This is a genomic window from Escherichia sp. MOD1-EC6162, assembly GCF_002965125.1.
Lineage (GTDB): Bacteria > Pseudomonadota > Gammaproteobacteria > Enterobacterales > Enterobacteriaceae > Escherichia > Escherichia marmotae.
Window position 1 is genome coordinate 255,899 of record NZ_PTSB01000002.1, and the last position, 19,315, is coordinate 275,213.

At 50.4% G+C, this 19,315-nt stretch carries 20 protein-coding genes; 9 read left to right on the forward strand and 11 right to left on the reverse strand.

The window, feature by feature from the left end:
• Positions 1–16: 16 nt before the first annotated feature.
• The 3 genes from prc to msrC all read right to left on the reverse strand — a co-directional run bounded on the left by prc (position 17) and on the right by msrC (position 3,377).
• Complete coding sequence (prc, locus tag A9587_RS03380; RefSeq protein WP_001516268.1) at positions 17–2,065, reverse strand: carboxy terminal-processing peptidase; 2,049 nt, start codon at positions 2,063–2,065, stop codon at positions 17–19.
• 19 nt (positions 2,066–2,084) lie between these two features.
• Positions 2,085–2,783, reverse strand: a complete 699-nt coding sequence (proQ, locus tag A9587_RS03385; RefSeq protein WP_000431382.1) for an RNA chaperone ProQ — start codon at positions 2,781–2,783, stop codon at positions 2,085–2,087.
• A 96-nt stretch (positions 2,784–2,879) separates the two neighbouring features.
• The gene (gene msrC / locus A9587_RS03390) at positions 2,880–3,377 is read right to left on the reverse strand and encodes an L-methionine (R)-S-oxide reductase (protein ID WP_001043873.1); all 498 of its coding nucleotides are present in this window, start codon (positions 3,375–3,377) and stop codon (positions 2,880–2,882) included.
• 129 nt (positions 3,378–3,506) lie between these two features.
• On the opposite strand from msrC, the gene yebS reads away from it, so the two are divergent.
• The 5 genes from yebS to A9587_RS03415 all read left to right on the forward strand — a co-directional run bounded on the left by yebS (position 3,507) and on the right by A9587_RS03415 (position 9,559).
• Positions 3,507–4,790, forward strand: coding sequence for a membrane integrity lipid transport subunit YebS (gene yebS / locus A9587_RS03395; protein ID WP_001516266.1), 1,284 nt, complete (start codon positions 3,507–3,509; stop codon positions 4,788–4,790).
• Positions 4,759–7,392: a lipid-binding membrane homeostasis protein YebT gene (yebT, locus tag A9587_RS03400; RefSeq protein WP_105263222.1), complete on the forward strand. Its 2,634-nt coding sequence runs from the start codon at positions 4,759–4,761 to the stop codon at positions 7,390–7,392. Before yebS ends, yebT begins: the two co-directional genes overlap by 32 nt.
• A gap of 79 nt (positions 7,393–7,471) precedes the next feature.
• Positions 7,472–8,911, forward strand: a complete 1,440-nt coding sequence (gene rsmF, locus A9587_RS03405) for a 16S rRNA (cytosine(1407)-C(5))-methyltransferase RsmF (protein WP_024193571.1) — start codon at positions 7,472–7,474, stop codon at positions 8,909–8,911.
• A gap of 115 nt (positions 8,912–9,026) precedes the next feature.
• Entirely contained in the window at positions 9,027–9,263 is a 237-nt protein-coding gene (locus tag A9587_RS03410; RefSeq protein WP_001516264.1) for a YebV family protein, read from the forward strand.
• A 104-nt stretch (positions 9,264–9,367) separates the two neighbouring features.
• Positions 9,368–9,559: a YebW family protein gene (locus A9587_RS03415; protein ID WP_001516263.1), complete on the forward strand. Its 192-nt coding sequence runs from the start codon at positions 9,368–9,370 to the stop codon at positions 9,557–9,559.
• Here A9587_RS03415 and pphA read toward each other — a convergent pair whose 3' ends face one another.
• From pphA to yobA, 4 genes are all read right to left on the reverse strand, one after another.
• Complete coding sequence (gene pphA, locus A9587_RS03420) at positions 9,560–10,216, reverse strand: protein-serine/threonine phosphatase (RefSeq protein ID WP_000806226.1); 657 nt, start codon at positions 10,214–10,216, stop codon at positions 9,560–9,562.
• Between the two features lie 409 nt (positions 10,217–10,625).
• Entirely contained in the window at positions 10,626–10,967 is a 342-nt protein-coding gene (locus A9587_RS03425; RefSeq protein WP_105263223.1) for a YebY family protein, read from the reverse strand.
• Between the two features lie 12 nt (positions 10,968–10,979).
• On the reverse strand, positions 10,980–11,852 hold the full coding sequence (gene copD, locus A9587_RS03430) for a copper homeostasis membrane protein CopD (RefSeq protein WP_000879335.1): 873 nt from the start codon (positions 11,850–11,852) through the stop codon (positions 10,980–10,982).
• A gap of 3 nt (positions 11,853–11,855) precedes the next feature.
• The gene (yobA, locus tag A9587_RS03435) at positions 11,856–12,230 is read right to left on the reverse strand and encodes a CopC domain-containing protein YobA (RefSeq protein WP_000168753.1); all 375 of its coding nucleotides are present in this window, start codon (positions 12,228–12,230) and stop codon (positions 11,856–11,858) included.
• 138 nt (positions 12,231–12,368) lie between these two features.
• On the opposite strand from yobA, the gene holE reads away from it, so the two are divergent.
• The 3 genes from holE (at position 12,369) to exoX (ending at position 14,043) form a co-directional block, all read left to right on the forward strand.
• On the forward strand, positions 12,369–12,599 hold the full coding sequence (holE, locus tag A9587_RS03440) for a DNA polymerase III subunit theta (RefSeq protein ID WP_000916764.1): 231 nt from the start codon (positions 12,369–12,371) through the stop codon (positions 12,597–12,599).
• 100 nt (positions 12,600–12,699) lie between these two features.
• Positions 12,700–13,356, forward strand: coding sequence for a carbon-nitrogen hydrolase family protein YobB (gene yobB / locus A9587_RS03445; RefSeq protein WP_000122137.1), 657 nt, complete (start codon positions 12,700–12,702; stop codon positions 13,354–13,356).
• Between the two features lie 24 nt (positions 13,357–13,380).
• Complete coding sequence (exoX, locus tag A9587_RS03450) at positions 13,381–14,043, forward strand: exodeoxyribonuclease X (protein ID WP_000944296.1); 663 nt, start codon at positions 13,381–13,383, stop codon at positions 14,041–14,043.
• Here exoX and ptrB read toward each other — a convergent pair.
• The 4 genes from ptrB to yebG form a co-directional block, all read right to left on the reverse strand.
• Complete coding sequence (ptrB, locus tag A9587_RS03455; protein ID WP_105263224.1) at positions 14,040–16,100, reverse strand: oligopeptidase B; 2,061 nt, start codon at positions 16,098–16,100, stop codon at positions 14,040–14,042. The genes exoX and ptrB overlap by 4 nt on opposite strands.
• Before the next feature lie 208 nt (positions 16,101–16,308).
• Positions 16,309–16,968: a tellurite resistance TerB family protein gene (locus A9587_RS03460; protein WP_000024720.1), complete on the reverse strand. Its 660-nt coding sequence runs from the start codon at positions 16,966–16,968 to the stop codon at positions 16,309–16,311.
• Between the two features lie 306 nt (positions 16,969–17,274).
• Entirely contained in the window at positions 17,275–17,631 is a 357-nt protein-coding gene (gene yebF / locus A9587_RS03465; protein ID WP_001516261.1) for a protein YebF, read from the reverse strand.
• Between the two features lie 66 nt (positions 17,632–17,697).
• Positions 17,698–17,988 carry a DNA damage-inducible protein YebG gene (yebG, locus tag A9587_RS03470; protein ID WP_016248628.1) on the reverse strand — a complete coding sequence of 97 codons (291 nt, stop codon included), beginning with the start codon at positions 17,986–17,988 and terminating at the stop codon, positions 17,698–17,700.
• A gap of 141 nt (positions 17,989–18,129) precedes the next feature.
• On the opposite strand from yebG, the gene purT reads away from it, so the two are divergent.
• Positions 18,130–19,308 (forward strand): formate-dependent phosphoribosylglycinamide formyltransferase, encoded by a 1,179-nt coding sequence (gene purT / locus A9587_RS03475; RefSeq protein ID WP_105263225.1) that lies wholly within the window; start codon positions 18,130–18,132, stop codon positions 19,306–19,308.
• Positions 19,309–19,315: the final 7 nt, after the last annotated feature.

The window sequence follows — 19,315 nt, forward strand, 5'->3', positions numbered from 1 at the left end:
TTGTGCCTGATTGATGTTACTTGACGGGAGCGGGCTGTTCCGCGGGTCTGGCTTTTTCCAGACGCGCCAAATCAAGCGCGATGTTCACTGTCTCATCCAGATATGGATCCGGCTCCTTATAATCTTTTGGCAGATCATCCAGTTTCTTCAATGCCGGTTTTCCTTCGCGTTTAAAGCGATCGTTCAACCGCGCCAGACGCGTCGCATCATCTTCGTTATTCTCTTTTTCACGCACGGCGTAGTTCAGAGAGACGATGTTACGCTTATCCTTCATGGCGTTGAAGCGAGCGATATCCTTCATGATATTCTGGAATTCAGGATCCTTCGCGATACGCGCATTATGTTCCTTCAACAACTCCGGCTCAAATGCCGTTAAGTCTCCTGATTTCACATAGGTTGCTGCGTCGATGCTATCCCACGGCAGCGCATTATCTTCGAATTTCTCACCCGTTTCCGTCTCTTCATTGCCCGTAGGCATGATGATATCTGGCGTTACGCCCTTACGTTGCGTACTGCCACCGTTAACGCGATAGAATTTCTGGATTGTATATTGTACTGAGCCTAACGCAGGCCATTCTGGGCGCAACATCTGATCGTAGATGCGGTTCAGAGAGCGATACTGCTGGACTGTGCCTTTACCAAATGTCGGCTCGCCCACAACCAGCGCGCGACCATAATCCTGCATTGCGGCAGCAAAGATTTCCGAAGCCGAAGCACTGAAACGGTCAACCAGCACCACCAGCGGGCCTTTATAGAAGACCTGGCCGTCGGTATCACTGTCTTCACGGACTTTACCGTTGTTATCGCGAACCTGCACAATCGGACCTGATGGGATAAACAAACCAGAGAGCGATACCGCTTCAGTCAACGCACCGCCACCGTTGCTACGCAGGTCGATGATGACACTGCTGACATTTTGTTTTTCCAGTTTCTGCAGTTGAACTTTGACATCGTCCGTCAAGCCAACATAGAAGCCCGGAATATCCAGCACACCGACTTTTTCTTTGCCAACCGTCTTCACAGACATTTTAACGGCACGGTCTTCCAGACGAATGCGCTCACGCGTCAACGTCACCGTGCGGGTTTTAGTGCCTTTACCCGCAGGTAAAATTTCCAGACGAACCTTACTGCCCTTCGGCCCTTTGATTAAGGCAACAACATCATCAAGACGCCAACCGATCACATCAACCATCGGTTTACCGGTTTGTCCGACCCCGACAATTTTGTCACCAACGCTAATCGCTTTACTTTTCGCAGCCGGACCACCCGCCACCATCGAATTGATAACGGTGTAGTCATCATCCATTTGCAACACTGCGCCAATACCTTCCAGCGATAAACTCATTTCAGTATTGAACTGTTCGGTATTGCGCGGGGAAAGGTAGTTGGTATGCGGATCAATTTCGCGTGCGAAAGCCGTCATTGCCAGCGAGAAAACATCTTCGCTGTTAGTTTGCGCCAGGCGGCGAATAGCAAATTTGTAACGACGCGTCAGGGTTTCACGAATTTCTTTATCCGTTTTTCCCGCCAGCTTCAGGCTTAACTCGTCGAATTTAACTTTGCTGTCCCACAGCGCGTTTAACTCAGCCTCATTTTTCGGCCAGGGCGCTTTGCTGCGGTCAAGGTTATAAGAATCATTACCGGTAAAATCCATCGGTTTTTCCAGTACCGACAACGCATACTGGTAACGTTCGAAGCGGCGTTTTTGCGCCAGATTGTAAAGATCGTAGAAAACGTCGAGTTTGCCGGAACGAAGTTCATCGCCCAACTCGGTTTTCTTTTTCGCGAATTGTTCGACATCGCTAGCCAACAGCACGTTGTGGCTGTAATCAAGCAGATTCAGGTAGCGGTCAAAGATTTTGGCCGAGAACGCCTGATCGAGGTCGAATTGTCGATAATGGGAACGGGTGAAGCGCGACGTTACGCGCTCACTCACAGTTGCATGCTGCGTCTCTTCCTTTAATACCGGAATCTGATCAGCACGCGTAATATCTTCTACAGCGAAGGTCTGGCCTGCTATTGCAAGCAGGCCAGCTAACGCGGTAAGCCTAAAAAACATGTTCATGCCTGGCCCGGCCTCCGTTTCAGAACACCAGGTGTTCTGCGCGCACAATCAAAGACATACCCGAATTCAGTTGGACGCGGACGCCGTCTTTGGTGATTTCTAATACGGTGGCATCCATCGCGTTTTGACCAGCTTTCACCTTCAGGGCTTGTCCGACAGTCAGAGCTGAAATGTCAGAAACCGGGGTATGCTGTTCTTCGCGAGGTGCTTTTACTGTTTTTGGCGCTTTCTCAGCCGGTTTTTGCGCACGAGGTTTGCGCTCGGCGCCTTCTTTACGGCGTTGCGCAGCAGGACGTGGTTTACGTTCACGACGTGGTGCATCTTCTTTCTCACCAGCAGCGATGGCAGCTTCGCGTTTTTTAGCTTGCTGTTCAGCACGCTGGGCCTGAACGCGAGCTTTCGCTTCTTCAAGCTGCTTGCGAGCATGTTCTACATGTTGCTCGTCCAGCTCACCGCAAGGGTTGCCGTCAAGATCGACACGCGTCGCGCCTGGTTTAACACCATACAGGTAGCGCCAGCTCGAAGTGTAGAGACGTAAAGCGGATCGCAGTTGCGTTTTGCTCAGGTTCATTTCCCCGGCAACACGATCGACCAAATCCTGAAAAATACCGATTTTCAGCGGACGCGCTTCACCTTCCGCACTGAAACAGTGGGGAAAACGTTCGGCCAGAAACGCGATTACTTCTTTACTGCTATTCAACTTAGGTTGATTTTCCATGAAATTTCCTGATTACAACGGACGTAGCCAACAAGCGCAGGCATGAACAGGCGTCATTATAATGACGCCATCAGTAAATGCTACGTTATCCGTTGATTATCCTGCGACGCTCGCAAAGAATTTTTTGTAATCCGTCGTTGCAAGCACCTTTTCAAGCTGTGCCACAAGCTGACGTAAGCCTTGTTCGTCCTCGTCGGTGAAGCGACCGAAGACGGTACTGTCGATGTCGAGAACGCCAATAATCTGATTTTTCACCACCAACGGTAGAACAATTTCAGAATTACTCGCCGCATCACAGGCAATATGTCCATCGAATGCGTGAACATCCTCGATTCGCTGTACTTCGTTACGGGCAACCGCGGTGCCACACACGCCGCGCCCGACGGGGATCCTTACGCAGGCAATTTTGCCCTGAAACGGTCCGAGAACCAACGTCTCATCTTCGAGTAGATAAAACCCCGCCCAGTTTACGTCGGCCAGACGTTCGTATAATAACGCGCTGGTATTAGCCAGTGTTGCCAGAAAACTGGTTTCTCCCGCCATCAGCGCATTAAAGTCGCGGTTTAAGTCCGCGTAAAATTCTGTTTTGTTCATTATATAATCACTTGGTTGTCTTACCTGGAACTGCCAGCCTATTAAAATAAGCATTAAATGCGTTAATGCTCAAGATCATTCCCATCATGAGTTAAGATTAGTGTTAATTCTTATTACATTTGGCGCGTCATGGCTCTTTACACCCCACAAGTTACGCCAACAAAAAAAATAACAGTGAGATCAATTGGCGAAGCGTTGCCGCATGGTGATTACCAACGCTGCCCGCAATGTGACATGCTGTTCAGCCTGCCAGAGATAAATTCACACCAAAGTGCCTATTGCCCACGCTGCCAGGCAAAAATCCGTGACGGACGCGACTGGTCGCTAACGCGCCTGGCGGCAATGGCCTTCACAATGCTGTTGCTGATGCCTTTTGCGTGGGGCGAACCACTATTGCATATCTGGTTGTTAGGTATTCGTATTGACGCCAACGTAATGCAAGGCATCTGGCAAATGACCAAACAGGGAGATGCGGTAACGGGCGCAATGGTTTTTTTCTGCGTTATCGGTGCCCCCCTCATTCTGGTGACATCTATTGCCTGGTTGTGGTTTGGTAATCGGCTGGGAATGAATTTACGTCCGGTGTTGCTGATGCTTGAGCGGCTGAAAGAGTGGGTAATGCTGGATATCTACCTGGTCGGCATTGCCGTTGCCTCTATAAAGGTGCAGGACTATGCCCATATCCAGGCCGGTGTCGGCCTATTCTCTTTTGTAGCGCTGGTGATTTTAACGACGGTGACGTTGTCACATCTTAATGTTGAACAGTTGTGGGAGCGATTTTACCCTGAACGCCCTGCCACGCGTAGGGATAAAAAACTACGCGTTTGTCTGGGGTGTCACTTTACCGGCTACCCTGATCCGCGCGGTCGCTGTCCCCGTTGCCATATCCCGCTTCGCCTGCGTCGCCATCATAGTATTCAAAAATGTTGGGCGGCGCTGTTAGCTTCAATCATCTTGTTATTTCCTGCCAACCTGTTACCTATTTCGATCATTTATCTGAACGGTGGTCGACAAGAAGATACGATCCTTTCCGGGATTATGTCGCTGGCGAACAGCAATATTGCCGTTGCCGGAATCGTATTTATCGCCAGTATTCTGGTGCCATTTACCAAAGTGATTGTTATGTTCACTTTATTGTTGAGCATTCATTTTAAGTGCCAACAGGGGTTACGTACGCGAATAATGTTACTGCGAATAGTGACCTGGATTGGCCGCTGGTCGATGCTGGATCTGTTTGTCATTTCTTTAACCATGTCGCTGATTAATCGCGATCAAATCCTCGCTTTTACTATGGGACCGGCTGCGTTTTATTTCGGCGCAGCGGTTATTTTGACTATTCTTGCAGTGGAATGGCTGGACAGCCGCTTACTTTGGGATGCACATGAGTCAGGAAACGCCCGCTTCGACGACTGAAGCGCAAATTAAAACTAAACGCCGTATCTCACCTTTCTGGCTACTGCCATTCATCGCGCTAATGATAGCCGGTTGGCTAATTTGGGGGAGTTATCAGGATCGAGGCAATACCGTCACCATCGATTTTATGTCGGCGGATGGCATTGTTCCGGGTCGCACACCTGTTCGCTATCAGGGCGTTGAAGTCGGAACGGTGCAGGATGTCAGTCTGAGCGACGATCTGCGTAAGATTGAAGTGAAGGTCAGCATCAAGTCCGATATGAAAGATGCGTTGCGCGAAGAGACGCAGTTCTGGCTGGTGACGCCAAAAGCTTCGCTGGCAGGTGTTTCCGGGCTGGATGCGCTGGTCGGCGGAAACTATATCGGCATGATGCCAGGTAAAGGTAAAGAGCAAGATCACTTTGTCGCCCTCGATACCCAGCCCAAATATCGGCTGGATAATGGTGATCTTATGATCCATCTGCAAGCCCCCGATCTTGGTTCGCTGAACAGCGGCTCGTTGGTCTATTTCCGCAAAATCCCGGTGGGGCGAGTCTATGACTATGCGATCAATCCCAATAAGCAAGGCGTGGTGATTGATGTCCTGATTGAGCGGCGCTTTACCGACCTGGTGAAAAAAGGCAGTCGCTTCTGGAACGTTTCTGGCGTTGATGCCAATGTCAGTATCAGTGGCGCGAAGGTGAAACTGGAAAGTCTGGCTGCTCTGGTTAACGGTGCGATTGCCTTCGACTCGCCGGAAGAGTCGAAACCTGCCGATCCGGAAGATACCTTTGGTCTGTATGAAGATCTCGCCCACAGCCAGCGTGGGGTGCTCATAAAACTGGATCTGCCAAACGGAGTCGGATTAAGCGCCGATTCAACGCCGCTCATGTACCAGGGACTGGAAGTCGGGCAACTGACCAAACTGAATTTAAATCCAGGTGGCAAAGTTACTGGTGAAATGACCGTTGATCCCAGCGTAGTTACCCTACTTCGTGAAAATACTCGCATTGAGTTACGTAACCCGAAATTATCCCTCAGCGATGCCAATCTGAGTTCCCTACTGACCGGTAAAACCTTCGAACTGGTGCCAGGTAATGGCGAGCCACGCAAAGAGTTTGTTGTTGTGCCTGGCGAGAAAGCCCTGCTGCATGAACCGGATGTTATGACGCTGACCCTGACCGCGCCGGAAAGTTACGGTATTGATGCCGGTCAGCCGTTAATTCTGCATGGTGTACAGGTAGGCCAGGTAATTGAACGTAAACTTACCAGCAAAGGCGTCACCTTTACCGTTGCCATCGAACCGCAGCATCGTGAACTGGTAAAAGGTGACAGCAAATTTGTCGTTAATAGCCGTGTTGACGTGAAAGTGGGACTGGATGGCGTCGAGTTCCTCGGTGCCAGCGCCTCAGAATGGCTCAACGGTGGCATCCGCATTCTGCCGGGCGAAAAAGGCGAGATGAAAGCCAGCTATCCGCTGTATGCCAATCTGGAAAAAGCCCTGGAAAACAGCCTGAGCGATTTGCCTACAACGACCGTGAGTTTGAGCGCGGAAACGCTGCCAGATGTGCAGGCGGGATCGGTAGTGCTGTACCGCAAATTTGAGGTTGGTGAAGTTATTACCGTACGTCCTCGGGCCAATGCCTTTGATATCGATCTGCATATTAAGCCGGAATATCGCAATCTCCTGACCAGCAACAGTGTGTTCTGGGCGGAAGGTGGCGCAAAAGTTCAGCTTAACGGCAGCGGCCTGACCGTACAGGCATCACCGCTTTCACGGGCATTAAAGGGGGCTATCAGTTTCGATAACCTCAGCGGTGCCAGCGCCAGTCAGCGTAAAGGCGACAAGCGAATTCTATATGCTTCCGAAACAGCCGCTCGTGCGGTTGGCGGGCAGATTACGCTCCATGCTTTCGATGCCGGAAAACTGGCTGTTGGTATGCCAATTCGCTATCTCGGTATTGATATCGGGCAGATCCAGACGCAGGATCTGATCACCGCACGCAATGAAGTACAGGCAAAAGCGGTGCTCTATCCAGAATATGTCCAGACCTTCGCCCGCGGAGGTACGCGCTTCTCGGTGGTCACACCACAGATTTCGGCAGCGGGCGTTGAGCACCTTGATACCATCCTTCAGCCGTATATCAATGTCGAACCTGGTCGGGGTAATCCTCGCCGTGACTTTGAGTTGCAAGAAGCCACCATTACCGATTCTCGTTACCTTGATGGCTTAAGCATTATTGTTGAAGCGCCAGAAGCTGGGTCATTAGGCATTGGTACTCCGGTACTGTTCCGTGGTCTGGAAGTAGGTACGGTTACCGGAATGACGCTGGGGACATTGTCAGATCGGGTGATGATTGCGATGCGCATCAGTAAACGATACCAGCACCTGGTGCGTAACAATTCCGTCTTCTGGCTGGCATCGGGCTACAGTCTGGACTTTGGCCTGACGGGTGGTGTGGTGAAAACCGGCACCTTTAATCAGTTTATCCGTGGAGGGATCGCCTTCGCTACCCCACCAGGAACGCCACTGGCACCGAAAGCTCAGGAAGGCAAACACTTCCTGTTGCTGGAAAGCGAACCGAAAGAGTGGCGTGAATGGGGCACCGCCCTGCCTCGTTAATCTCCTCCTGCTCCGGCGTGCCTGCGCCGGAGCGTTTATGCTAAACTGCGCGCCTGTTTTTTTCCGCTGGTACATACTTGTGGCTCAACACACCGTTTATTTCCCGGACGCCTTTCTGACGCAAATGCGCGAAGCGATGCCTTCGACACTCTCTTTTGATGATTTTCTCGCCGCCTGCCAGCGCCCGTTGCGCCGCAGCATTCGCGTTAATACGCTGAAAATCTCCGTTGCTGATTTCCTGCAATTAACCGCACCTTACGGCTGGACGTTAACACCTGTTCCCTGGTGTAAGGAGGGTTTCTGGATTGAACGCGACGATGAAGAGGCATTACCGTTGGGCAGTACCGCCGAACATTTAAGTGGCCTGTTTTATATTCAGGAAGCCAGTTCGATGTTACCGGTTGCGGCGTTGTTTGCCGATGGTAACTCCCCGCAACGGGTGATGGATGTGGCGGCTGCGCCGGGATCAAAAACCACGCAGATTGCTGCGAGTATGAATAATGAAGGCGCGATCCTTGCCAATGAGTTTTCCGCCAGCCGGGTAAAGGTGTTATATGCCAATATCAGCCGCTGCGGTATCAGTAATGTAGCTTTAACGCATTTTGATGGCCGCGTGTTTGGTGCAGCGTTGCCAGAAATGTTCGACGCCATTTTGCTGGATGCTCCCTGCTCCGGTGAAGGTGTGGTACGTAAAGACCCCGACGCGCTGAAAAACTGGTCACCGGAAAGCAACCTGGAAATCGCCGCCACCCAGCGTGAACTGATTGACAGTGCATTTCATGCCTTACGTCCTGGCGGTACGCTGGTTTACTCGACCTGTACCTTAAACCGTGACGAAAACGAGGCCGTTTGCCTGTGGCTGAAAGAGACTTATCCCGATGCAGTAGAGTTTTTGCCGTTGGGCGATCTCTTCCCTGATGCAAAAAAAGCGCTGACCGAAGAAGGCTTCTTGCACGTCTTCCCACAAATTTATGATTGCGAAGGCTTCTTCGTTGCTCGTCTGCGTAAAACTCAGGCCATTCCTGCCTTACCCGCACCGAAATACAAAGTGGGCAATTTCCCGTTTAGCCCAGTGAAAGATCGCGAAACCGCACAAATTCGGCAGGCGGCTGCGAATGTTGGCTTACAGTGGGACAAAAACCTGCGTCTCTGGCAGCGTGATAAAGAAATCTGGTTATTCCCGGTGGGCATTGAAGCGTTGATCGGTAAAGTCCGATTTTCTCGTCTGGGAGTAAAACTTGCCGAAACGCATAACAAAGGTTACCGCTGGCAGCATGAAGCGGTCATTGCCCTTGCCTCACCCGACCACGCTAACGCGTTTGAGCTAACACCACAAGAAGCAGAAGAGTGGTATCGCGGGCGCGATGTTTACCCGCAGACCGCACCAACCGGGGATGATGTGTTGGTCACCTTCCAGCGCCAGCCAATCGGTTTAGCCAAACGTATTGGCTCGCGACTGAAAAACAGTTACCCGCGTGAGCTAGTGCGCGACGGAAAACTTTTTACGGGTAAAGCCTGACAGTACACAAAAAGCGCACGTTTTGACTGGCGAATCTGACTGCCTTGACTAGGCTGAAAAATGGTGCGATCGGACTGGTCGTACCACAACCAGCACTTCAATGGAGAGCACGAAGATGAAAACCAGTGTGCGCATAGGCGCTTTTGAAATCGATGACGGCGAGTTACACGGCGAATCGCCTGGTGACCGAACGTTGACCATTCCCTGTAAATCTGACCCGGATTTATGTATGCAACTGGATGCCTGGGACGCCGACACCAGCATTCCTGCCCTGCTAAACGGCGAACACTCTGTCCTTTACCGTACCCGCTACGATCAACAGTCCGATGCCTGGATTATGCGTCTTGCCTGATCCAAAAAGAACCCGTCGGCATGACGGGTTATTTATCCCGGTTATTTTCCCGTTGTAAAATCTCTCCTAAACTTAACGGTACGGCAACGCACTTCGAGGATGAAATGTTCGCGCTGGTACTTTTTGTTTGCTATCTGGACGCTGGTTGTGAAGATATTGTGGTTGATGTCTACAATACGGAACAGCAGTGCCTCTACTCAATGGACGATCAACGGATCCGCCACGGTGGCTGTTTTCCCGTTGAAGATTTCATTGATGGGTTCTGGCGGCCTGCGCAAGATTACAGTGACTTTTAATTACTGGAGTCGTTCCAACGTGAGTGTTCCACCAAAGACCGCGCCGGTATCAATATAATGCAAGTTACCGATATCTACGCGATGGCGTAATGGCGTATGACCAAACCAGAAATGATCAGCGCCGGTAATTCCCTGCCCTTTTCGGCCTTCACGCAATCGCGAGCGACTCCACAACACCTGATGCAGATCGACTTCCTTATGCCACTCATAAATATCATTGGGGTAATCCGCATGGGCGATGACATGCAGTCCGCTACTACAGCTTAATTCAATTATCCACGGCAAAGACCCGCACTTTTCCAGCGCCCTTCTCGCTTGCTCACGTTGGTGCTCTGTCAGTGCGGCAAACCAGTCGCCACCATTCATAAACCACAAAGACATCTGCTGCGATGCCAGCGCATCCATCGCCATCTGCTCATGATTGCCTCTTACCGCCCTGACCCAGCGTTGATCCAGTAATTGCAGGCAACGCAAACTCTCCGGGCCACGATCGATAACGTCACCAACCGAGATTAACAAGTCTTGCCACGGGTCAAACCGGCAGAACCATAATTTCTCTCGCAGTTGCGCCAGGCAGCCATGAATATCACCCACCAGCCAAATATGTCGCCACTGACTACCATCAATTCTCTGATAGATGTGGCCTGCCTGTTTCATCAATTCCTTACTCCCGCGCATAAGATCACATTATTTTAACAAAAATGTTAAAAAAGCCTGGACTGAAGCAGTAGAGTGTGTGTTATGGTTGATTGTGAAGTCAGTGAGGGAAAAGCAGTAATGCCATTATCAAACTGGCTTTATAGATAAAAAGAGACCGAACACGATTCCTGTATTCGGTCCAGGGAAATGGCTCTTGGGAGAGAGCCGTGCGCTAAAAGTTGGCATTAATGCAGGCTTAGTTGCCTTGCCTTTTAAGAATAGATGACGACGCCAGGTTTTCCAGTCCGCGCGTAAAGTGGTCAGAAAAAAAGCGCGTTTATCATCCTCTAAAATGTTAAAAACCGCCCATTCTGGTGAAAGCACCCGGGCGGTTTTTTATTTAAAATCAAAAAATTACTATAGATAATTAACAGAGTCTCTCAGCTCTTTCAATAAACGGTGCCAGACTCACTTTTTCACCTGGTTTATTGGGATCATCAATCTGGATCACCGAAATGGGCTGGGCTTTAGTCTTCCCGCTGGCTACTTCCTTTTGTGCGATATCGTTTAAAGGATACTGCACCAGGGTACTTGGGTTAATGACATACAAAGTATTGCCCGGACGACAGGTCAGCATCACCTCTTCGCGATTAAACGCCCATTTGTCTTTACCCATTTCAAAACGGCTGACGGTAATCACCTGCGGAGCCGCCAACGCCGCTGCCGAACTGGTGAGTAACAGAAACGCCAGAATACTTTTTTTCATCATTTTCGTAATCCATCAAAAAGGTTCGAGAGTCGCAAGCAGGCTGATAATCACCAGCACTACCGCACCTATCGCCCATTCGAGTTTAGTCATCCACACAAACCAGGGTGCCGCACGGTCTTCGTCCTGCCCCATGCGCGGAACAAGAACATAACGATTTGCCAGCGCGATGGCCACCATAACCATTACCAGTATGACTTTAAGTAATAAAAGCTGCCCCCAGTACGTCGCAAGTGTGGGGGAAAATCCAGTGATTAACAATGTATTAAGCACACCACTGCCCAGTACACCTATCACAGCAAAATGTCCACACCGGGAAAATCGCATCAGTGCATGAATGGCCTCACGTCGCCAACGCCCTTTCACCAACTGCATACACCAGACGACCGGCAGCAAGCCACCAAACCATGCCGCCGCACAGATCAGATGTACGGCGTGATTCGTCTGATGGATTTTCGCCGTTAATCCTTCGTTTAATGTCGCGTGTCCTACTCCCGCCATCAAAATAAATTGCGCGGTAGTTAACATAAACAACAGACGAGGCATATTCCGTGGTTGCATCAGAGCCACGGTCAGCGTAACGAGGGCGAGAACGATTTGCCAAATCCAGACACCACCAAACTGTGTTTGTAACACCGACAACCAAATGTTCAACGACACCACATCCGGCCATCCCGCGCCCATCAACCCTCCCTGAACGGCGAACATCGCAGCGGCACTGCTCAAACTCCAGACGGCGGCGTGCTGTTGTATACGCAGAAAACGTTTCGTCAGTAATCGACGAATTGTTACTGGTGCCAGCCATGCTCCATACATCGCGAAGCCAAAGACCAGCATCAGGGAGATAAAATGGATAAATCGTAGTGCGACCCAGGTAAACGCCAACATGCTTTATTTCACTGTAAAGGTGTATTGCCCTTTGGTTTTATGCCCGTCCACCGAAACAACATGCCAGTTAACGGTATAACTCCCGGGCTTCAGGGCGTCGGCAAGCGGAACAATCAATTGGGTTTTGTCCTGTTCATTACGCTTCGCGGGTAACGTTTTAATATTTTCATTCTTTGAGCCAATGACTTTTGCGCCACTGAACCCGGGTTCAATACTTTCAGAGAAGTTTAAAGTAATGGCCTGTGGAGCAGCGATAACCTCCGCATTCGCCGCAGGATACTGATGCGTCAAGTGCGCATGCGCCCAGGCAGAAGGTACTCCCAGCGAAGCTGTCAGAAATGTCAGCGCATAACGAAGGGAACGTGCAGTTGAAGCCATATTATCTATTCCTTTTTGTAATAACTTTTTTACAGAGCATAACCTTGTCTAATGATAGAGTCGAGGATCATCAATTCCGGCTTGCCATCCTGGCTAACTCTTAGTAACTTTTGCCCGCGATTAATGAGGAGACACAGCATGTTGAAGAATCTGGCCAAACTGGATCAAACTGAAATGGATAAAGTTAATGTCGATCTGGCGGCCGCCGGGGTAGCATTTAAAGAACGTTACAATATGCCGGTGATTGCTGAAGCGGTTGAACGTGAACAACCAGAACACCTGCGAAGCTGGTTTCGTGAGCGCCTTATCGCCCACCGTCTCACCTCTGTAAATCTGTCACGTTTACCTTACGAACCTAAACTTAAATAAACCTTATATTAAGTTACACTTCCTTACATGATGCCTGCTAAATTATGAGTATTTTCTTATTCTCACCAATATTTGCGGACACTGTGAAAAGGAAGTCATCATGTCATACAGGAAAGTCGCAGCAGCACAATATGAGCCTCGTAAAGCCTCACTCACTGAGCAGGTAGCCCATCATCTGGAGTTCGTGAGGGCTGCCGCCAGACAGCAGTGTGAACTTTTGGTTTTCCCCTCGCTTTCTCTACTGGGATGTGATTATAAACGACGCCCTCTTCCTGCCCCGCCCGACCTCTCGCTATTAGACCCGCTTTGTTATGCCGCAATGACTTATCGAATGACCATTATTACCGGCCTTCCCGTTGAATATAACGATCGATTTATTCGTGGAATTGCCGTATTTGCACCGTGGATGAATGCGCCAGCAATTTATCATCAAAGTCACGGAGCATGCCTGGGGCGACATTCCAAAACCATCACGGTGGTGGATGGACAACCTGAAGGTATTGATATGGACCCGAGCTGCTCACTCTTTACCACCGGTCAGTGCATCAGCGAGCCAGATTTATTGACTTCTACTCGCCACTTACAATTTTTCTCACATCAATATTCCATCGCTGTTCTAATGGCTAATGCCCGCGGTAATAGTGCATTGTGGGATGAATATGGTCGCCTCATCGTCCGCGCCGATTACGGTTCGTTATTGTTAGTTGGTCAGCGTACATCGCAGGGTTGGCAAGGCGATATCATTCCATTACGCTAGGCGTTTTCGACCCGGAGTTTTGCCATGTTGCGTATTATCGATACTGAAACCTGCGGTTTACAGGGAGGGGTCGTGGAGATTGCCTCTGTTGATGTTGTTGACGGGAAAATCGTTAACCCTATGAGCCACCTGGTTCGCCCCGACCGCCCTATCACTCCGCAGGCTATGGCGATCCACCGTATTACTGAAGCCATGGTTGCTGACAAACCGTGGATTGAAGACGTGCTCCCACACTACTACGGTAGTGAATGGTATGTCGCCCACAACGCCAGCTTTGACCGCCGTGTACTGCCTGAAATGCCCGGTGAGTGGATCTGCACGATGAAATTGGCCCGTCGTTTGTGGCCGGGGATCAAGTACAGCAACATGGCGCTGTATAAAACACGTAAGCTCAATGTGCAAACGCCGCCGGGGCTGCATCACCACCGTGCGCTGTATGACTGTTACATCACCGCGGCCTTACTTATCGATATTATGAACACATCCGGCTGGACGGTAGAACAAATGGCGGATATCACCGGGCGTCCGTCATTGTTAACGACATTCACGTTTGGCAAGTATCGCGGCAAAGCGGTATCAGAAGTTGCAGAGCGCGATCCGGGCTATCTGCGCTGGTTGTTTAATAACCTCGACAGTATGAGCCCGGAACTGCGTTTAACCTTGAAGCACTATTTGGCGGATGCTTAAGCCGCTGGCTGACCAGGTAATGTTCCCTGCGCCAGCGCGACCAGAAAAGCATATTCCATTGCCACACCTTCGTAAGATTTAAAGCGACCGGATTTGCCGCCATGCCCCGAGTCCATGTCGGTACATAACAGCAACAGATGGTCGTCTGTTTTAAGCTCGCGCAATTTAGCCACCCATTTTGCCGGTTCCCAGTATTGCACCTGTGAATCGTGTAAACCTGTCGTCACCAGCAAATGTGGGTAAGCCTGCGCCGTGACATTGTCATACGGGCTGTAGCTTTTCATGTACTCGTAATATTGTAGATCCTGCGGATTCCCCCACTCTTCAAACTCGCCCGTAGTGAGCGGAATCGACTCATCAAGCATCGTCGTCACCACATCGACAAACGGCACCTGGGCAATAACGCCGTGGAACAATTCTGGTCGTTCATTGATAGCGACCCCCATCAACATGCCACCCGCGCTACCCCCCATCGCATAACAGAGCGAAGGAGAACCGTAACCCAGCTTTAACAGTGCGTCGCAGGCATCAAGATAATCATTGAAAGTATTTTTCTTTTTCAGGAACTTGCCATCTTCGTACCACTGCTGCCCCAGTTCACCACCGCCACGAACATGCACAATGGCGTAGACAAAGCCGCGATCCAACAAACTCAGGCGACTAAAACTGAAATCGGCATCAATACTTGCGCCGTAAGAACCATATCCGTACACCAGCAGCGGGTTGTGCTCTTTGCGGAAATGTTTGCGATGATAAACCAACGAAACCGGAACTTCGACGCCATCACGGGCGGTGATCCACAGGTGTTCACTACGGTAATTCTCTGCATCAAAACCGGGCACTTCAGTTTGTTTTAATACGCGGCGTTCACCGGTGTCCATATCCAGTTCAAACAGCGTGTCTGGCGTGGTCATGGAGGAATAGCCGTAACGCAATCGCGAAGTTTCAGGTTCCGGATTATAGGCAATCCAGGTGACGTAAGCCGGATCGTCAAAAGCAATACCGATAACTTCCCGCGTTTTGCGATTGATTTGCCGCAGACTGGTTAACCCACGCTGGCGCTCTTCAACCACCAGCCAGTCGGTAAACAGCGTAAACCCTTCCAGCATGATGTTATCGCGTGGCGGAATTAACTCTTCCCACTGCTGCTCTTCACGCATTCGGGTACGATATAAACCAAAGTTTTTGCCGTTACGGTTAGAGCGTAGATAAAAGCGGTGCTGATAATGATCGAGACTGTATTCGTGATCTTTACGCCGCGGCAAAAAGACAAACGGTTCTGCATCGGCCAGCTCGGCATCCAGCAGACGAACTTCACTGGTCGTGGCGCTGGCAAGGTGAATAACCACATAGTGTTTTGATGTCGTTTTATGCAGACTGACATAAAACGTATCGTCTTTTTCTTCGTAGATCAGTTTATCTTGCGATGCCGGAGTCCCGATGGCGTGCCGCCAGACCTGATAAGGCAGCAGAGTTACCGGATGCTTACGCACATAATAAAAAGTCCATGAGTCATTCGCCCAGACAAAGCTGGGTTCCACATTATCCAGCAGTTCGGGATACCAGTTGCCCGTTTCAAGATTGCGAAAACGGATGCCGTACTGGCGTCGGGAAAGGAAATCTTCTGCCAGCGCCATAATGGTGTTATCGGGCGTTATAGCCATGCCGCCCATAGAATAAAATTCACTGTGTGCCGCCCGCTTGTTGGCATCAAGCAACGTTTCCCATTCGTCCCACTCTTCAGTGAATGCAGACTGGCGTTGATAAATGGCATATTCACTGCCGGGTTCATAAATATGCCGGTAACGATAACCGTTTTTAATATAAGGCGCAGAGACTTCTCTTTGCGGGATACGCTCAATGATTTCTTTTAGTATCCGATCCTGCAGGGCTTGTTGCGAAGCCATCACCTGGTGCCCGTAACTATTTTCCTGTTGCAGGTAATTCAGTACTTCCGGCTGCGAGCGCGTGTCGTCCCGCAACCAGTAGTAATTGTCGATACGCGTATCACCATGAAGCGTCATGGCATGGGGAATTCGAGCAGCTTTTGGTAGCATGTTATTGTTCTTTCTGGTTGAAGCATCTTATAAGGGTGGCAAAACTCACCCGGGATGCAAGCGAAACAGGACAGTCATTGCAGCGATGATGACACGTTATGAAGTGAAAATCGAAAGGTAGCAGGCAGATAAAATCAGTCGGTTCAACTAGCTGTGCGAGTTTGTATAGCCCGAAAAACGTAAATATAGGGCTATACAGAGAGAAGGATTATTCAGACAAAGTACGCTTTTGCTGTTCGAGATCGCGTTCGATCCCTTCGCGAACATCCTGGGGAATTTTCAGCGCGTCGCCCAGTGCATTCAGGTAACTACGCTCCATAAAATGGTCAATATCAATAGCTGCACAGCTCAGGAAATAGATTTCCAGCGCCTCTTCTTCGTTTCGAACCCCCAGGGCCAGACGCTGAGGATCCAATGGCTGTTCGATTGCCTGCTCGATAAGAACACGGCCCTGCTCTTCTACACCCGCTTCACGCAATTGCTGATCGATAGCCGCACGCTCTTTGGCATCAATATGACCATCACTTTTAGCGGCAAATACCAGCGCGAGGATCAAACGTTCCGTGCGCTCATCCAGCGGCGTGCTCTGGGTGCCGAATTGCGGTTCGTTCTGGTGCGCCGCGCGAATTTTATCTTTGTATTTGTTCCACAGCACCGTACCAGCCACCGCGCCACCGCCTACCAGCAACGCGTTCGTGCCATACTTCGTTAAAAGTTTACGTGCTGATTTATTCGCTACCAGTAACCCAGCCAGCCCGCCTAATGCGCCCGGCACTAAAAGTTTGCCCAATCCCTGATCCGTAGACGAGGAGGTAGAAGAACTGTTTTGCCCGAGAAGGGATTGCAGTTGATTTAACCAGTTAGCCATGTTTGCTCCTCAATAACCATTTTAATGCCTGTAGCATAGCGGATGAGGATGTCAGAAAGTGTATATTGAGGCAAAAGATGCGCAAATTAGCGGACAGCAAGGAAGCCAGCCACGGAAAATGGTGATCGGGTTATTTAGGGTAATTGCGATGGTAGAGGTTTGTAGCCGTAATTGGAGTTGCCTTATGCTGATTGCCTGATGCGACGCTGTCGCGCCTTATCAGGCCTGCGGGATCTGGTGCGTTATAGAGCGGATAAGACGCTCGCGCCGCATCCGCCAGGGGTTATGTGCAATGACTGACAGCAATTAACGACGCTGGTAATCCGCCATTCCCGCTTTACAGTCCACATTAACCAGATAATGAATATCAGCGCTTTTACCACGCACTGTCAGCGGAACTGACCATTTATCATCTTTACCCTGAATATCCTGCACACTGACCCACGCTACCGGATCGGCCTGACCAACGATTTTTTGATCGTCTGCCCAGCGCGCGACGCGGTTTTGTTGATAATCGCGTTTTACACTCGCAGCGATTCCGGCAGCATCCAGACCTTCACACTTTGGGAAAGTGACCGACTTGCTGGTTTCGTTATTTGCAGCGAAAACTGATGCACAGGCAGAAAGCAGTAACAGCCCCAACAACGCCCCTCTTTTTTTCATGTTTTTCTCCATAGCACAATGATTCAGGAGAAAGCATGGTACAAATTATCAGGAGCGCAAGTGGCTTCAGGCGGCGTGTGTCTCATCTGCCACATCAGAGCGACTACCGACCACCTGGGGAGACGGTAATTTACCAGTTTTCAGAATCGTGCTAAGCACATCTTTCTGTTCTGCCAGCCACAGCGAAAGCGCTTCACGTTGCTCGTCTTCCATTTGTACTGGAGAACTTGTCAGCCAGGTGTCGAGCAGATCCGCCGTATCAAGCATTTTGTCATAAGCATCGGCTTCCTTTTTGCTGGTAAACGACATCTTCTCTTCGCCCTCACGAATGACTACGTATTTAATTTCAACCGCCATTTGCAGCCTCTCACAATAACTGTGATTTTATACAGTATAATTCTTTTCGGTCTTGAAATCAACACGAGCAATCAAGCAATAAAGACATACGCAAACGTTTTCGTTTATACTGCGCGCGGAATTAATCAGGGGATATTCGTTATGACGTTATTAGGCACTGCGCTGCGTCCGGCAGCAACTCGCGTGATGTTATTAGGCTCCGGTGAACTGGGTAAAGAAGTGGCCATCGAGTGCCAACGCCTCGGTGTAGAAGTGATTGCGGTCGATCGCTATGCCGACGCGCCAGCCATGCATGTCGCGCATCGTTCTCATGTCATCAATATGCTGGATGGCGATGCGTTGCGCCGTGTGGTTGAACTGGAAAAACCGCACTATATCGTGCCGGAGATCGAAGCTATTGCCACCGATATGCTGATCCAGCTTGAAAAGGAAGGGTTGAATGTTGTCCCCTGCGCTCGTGCGACTCAGCTAACGATGAATCGCGAAGGGATCCGTCGCCTGGCGGCAGAAGAACTTCAGCTTCCCACCTCAACGTATCGTTTTGCCGATAGCGAAAGTCTTTTCCGCGAGGCGGTTACCGCCATTGGCTATCCCTGTATCGTTAAACCGGTCATGAGTTCTTCCGGCAAGGGGCAGACGTTTATTCGCTCTGCCGACCAGCTTGCTCAGGCGTGGGAGTACGCCCAGCAAGGTGGTCGCGCCGGGGCGGGACGCGTGATTGTTGAAGGCGTGGTTAAGTTTGACTTTGAGATTACCCTACTAACCGTCAGTGCGGTGGATGGCGTCCATTTCTGTGCACCAATAGGTCATCGTCAGGAAGATGGTGACTATCGCGAATCCTGGCAACCGCAGCAAATGAGTCCACTGGCTCTGGAACGTGCGCAGGAGATTGCCCGCAAAGTGGTGCTGGCGCTGGGCGGCTATGGTCTGTTTGGTGTGGAGTTGTTTGTCTGTGGCGATGAGGTGATTTTCAGTGAAGTCTCCCCTCGCCCGCATGACACCGGGATGGTGACGTTAATTTCTCAGGATCTCTCGGAATTTGCCCTGCATGTACGCGCGTTCCTCGGACTGCCTGTTGGCGGGGTTCGTCAGAATGGCCCTGCCGCTTCTGCAGTTATCCTGCCGCAACTGAGCAGTCAGAATGTCACGTTTGATAATGTGCAGAATGCCGTTGGCGCAGGTTTGCAGATTCGTTTATTTGGTAAGCCGGAAATTGATGGCAGCCGTCGTCTGGGTGTGACACTGGCTACAGCGGAGAGCATTGGTGAGGCGATTGAACGCGCGAAGCACGCCGCCGCACAGGTGAAAGTACAAGGTTAAGTCCGTC

What these genes read in the sequence shown, in the direction of transcription:
- prc (WP_001516268.1), bottom strand. Translation starts at nt 2,065, where the DNA reads ATGAACATGTTTTTTAGGCTTACCGCGTTAGCTGGCCTGCTTGCAATA.
- proQ (WP_000431382.1), bottom strand. Translation starts at nt 2,783, where the DNA reads ATGGAAAATCAACCTAAGTTGAATAGCAGTAAAGAAGTAATCGCGTTT.
- msrC (WP_001043873.1), bottom strand. Translation starts at nt 3,377, where the DNA reads ATGAACAAAACAGAATTTTACGCGGACTTAAACCGCGACTTTAATGCG.
- yebS (WP_001516266.1), top strand. Translation starts at nt 3,507, where the DNA reads ATGGCTCTTTACACCCCACAAGTTACGCCAACAAAAAAAATAACAGTG.
- yebT (WP_105263222.1), top strand. Translation starts at nt 4,759, where the DNA reads ATGAGTCAGGAAACGCCCGCTTCGACGACTGAAGCGCAAATTAAAACT.
- A9587_RS03410 (WP_001516264.1), top strand. Translation starts at nt 9,027, where the DNA reads ATGAAAACCAGTGTGCGCATAGGCGCTTTTGAAATCGATGACGGCGAG.
- A9587_RS03415 (WP_001516263.1), top strand. Translation starts at nt 9,368, where the DNA reads ATGTTCGCGCTGGTACTTTTTGTTTGCTATCTGGACGCTGGTTGTGAA.
- pphA (WP_000806226.1), bottom strand. Translation starts at nt 10,216, where the DNA reads ATGAAACAGGCAGGCCACATCTATCAGAGAATTGATGGTAGTCAGTGG.
- A9587_RS03425 (WP_105263223.1), bottom strand. Translation starts at nt 10,967, where the DNA reads ATGATGAAAAAAAGTATTCTGGCGTTTCTGTTACTCACCAGTTCGGCA.
- copD (WP_000879335.1), bottom strand. Translation starts at nt 11,852, where the DNA reads ATGTTGGCGTTTACCTGGGTCGCACTACGATTTATCCATTTTATCTCC.
- yobA (WP_000168753.1), bottom strand. Translation starts at nt 12,230, where the DNA reads ATGGCTTCAACTGCACGTTCCCTTCGTTATGCGCTGACATTTCTGACA.
- holE (WP_000916764.1), top strand. Translation starts at nt 12,369, where the DNA reads ATGTTGAAGAATCTGGCCAAACTGGATCAAACTGAAATGGATAAAGTT.
- yobB (WP_000122137.1), top strand. Translation starts at nt 12,700, where the DNA reads ATGTCATACAGGAAAGTCGCAGCAGCACAATATGAGCCTCGTAAAGCC.
- exoX (WP_000944296.1), top strand. Translation starts at nt 13,381, where the DNA reads ATGTTGCGTATTATCGATACTGAAACCTGCGGTTTACAGGGAGGGGTC.
- ptrB (WP_105263224.1), bottom strand. Translation starts at nt 16,100, where the DNA reads ATGCTACCAAAAGCTGCTCGAATTCCCCATGCCATGACGCTTCATGGT.
- A9587_RS03460 (WP_000024720.1), bottom strand. Translation starts at nt 16,968, where the DNA reads ATGGCTAACTGGTTAAATCAACTGCAATCCCTTCTCGGGCAAAACAGT.
- yebF (WP_001516261.1), bottom strand. Translation starts at nt 17,631, where the DNA reads ATGAAAAAAAGAGGGGCGTTGTTGGGGCTGTTACTGCTTTCTGCCTGT.
- yebG (WP_016248628.1), bottom strand. Translation starts at nt 17,988, where the DNA reads ATGGCGGTTGAAATTAAATACGTAGTCATTCGTGAGGGCGAAGAGAAG.
- purT (WP_105263225.1), top strand. Translation starts at nt 18,130, where the DNA reads ATGACGTTATTAGGCACTGCGCTGCGTCCGGCAGCAACTCGCGTGATG.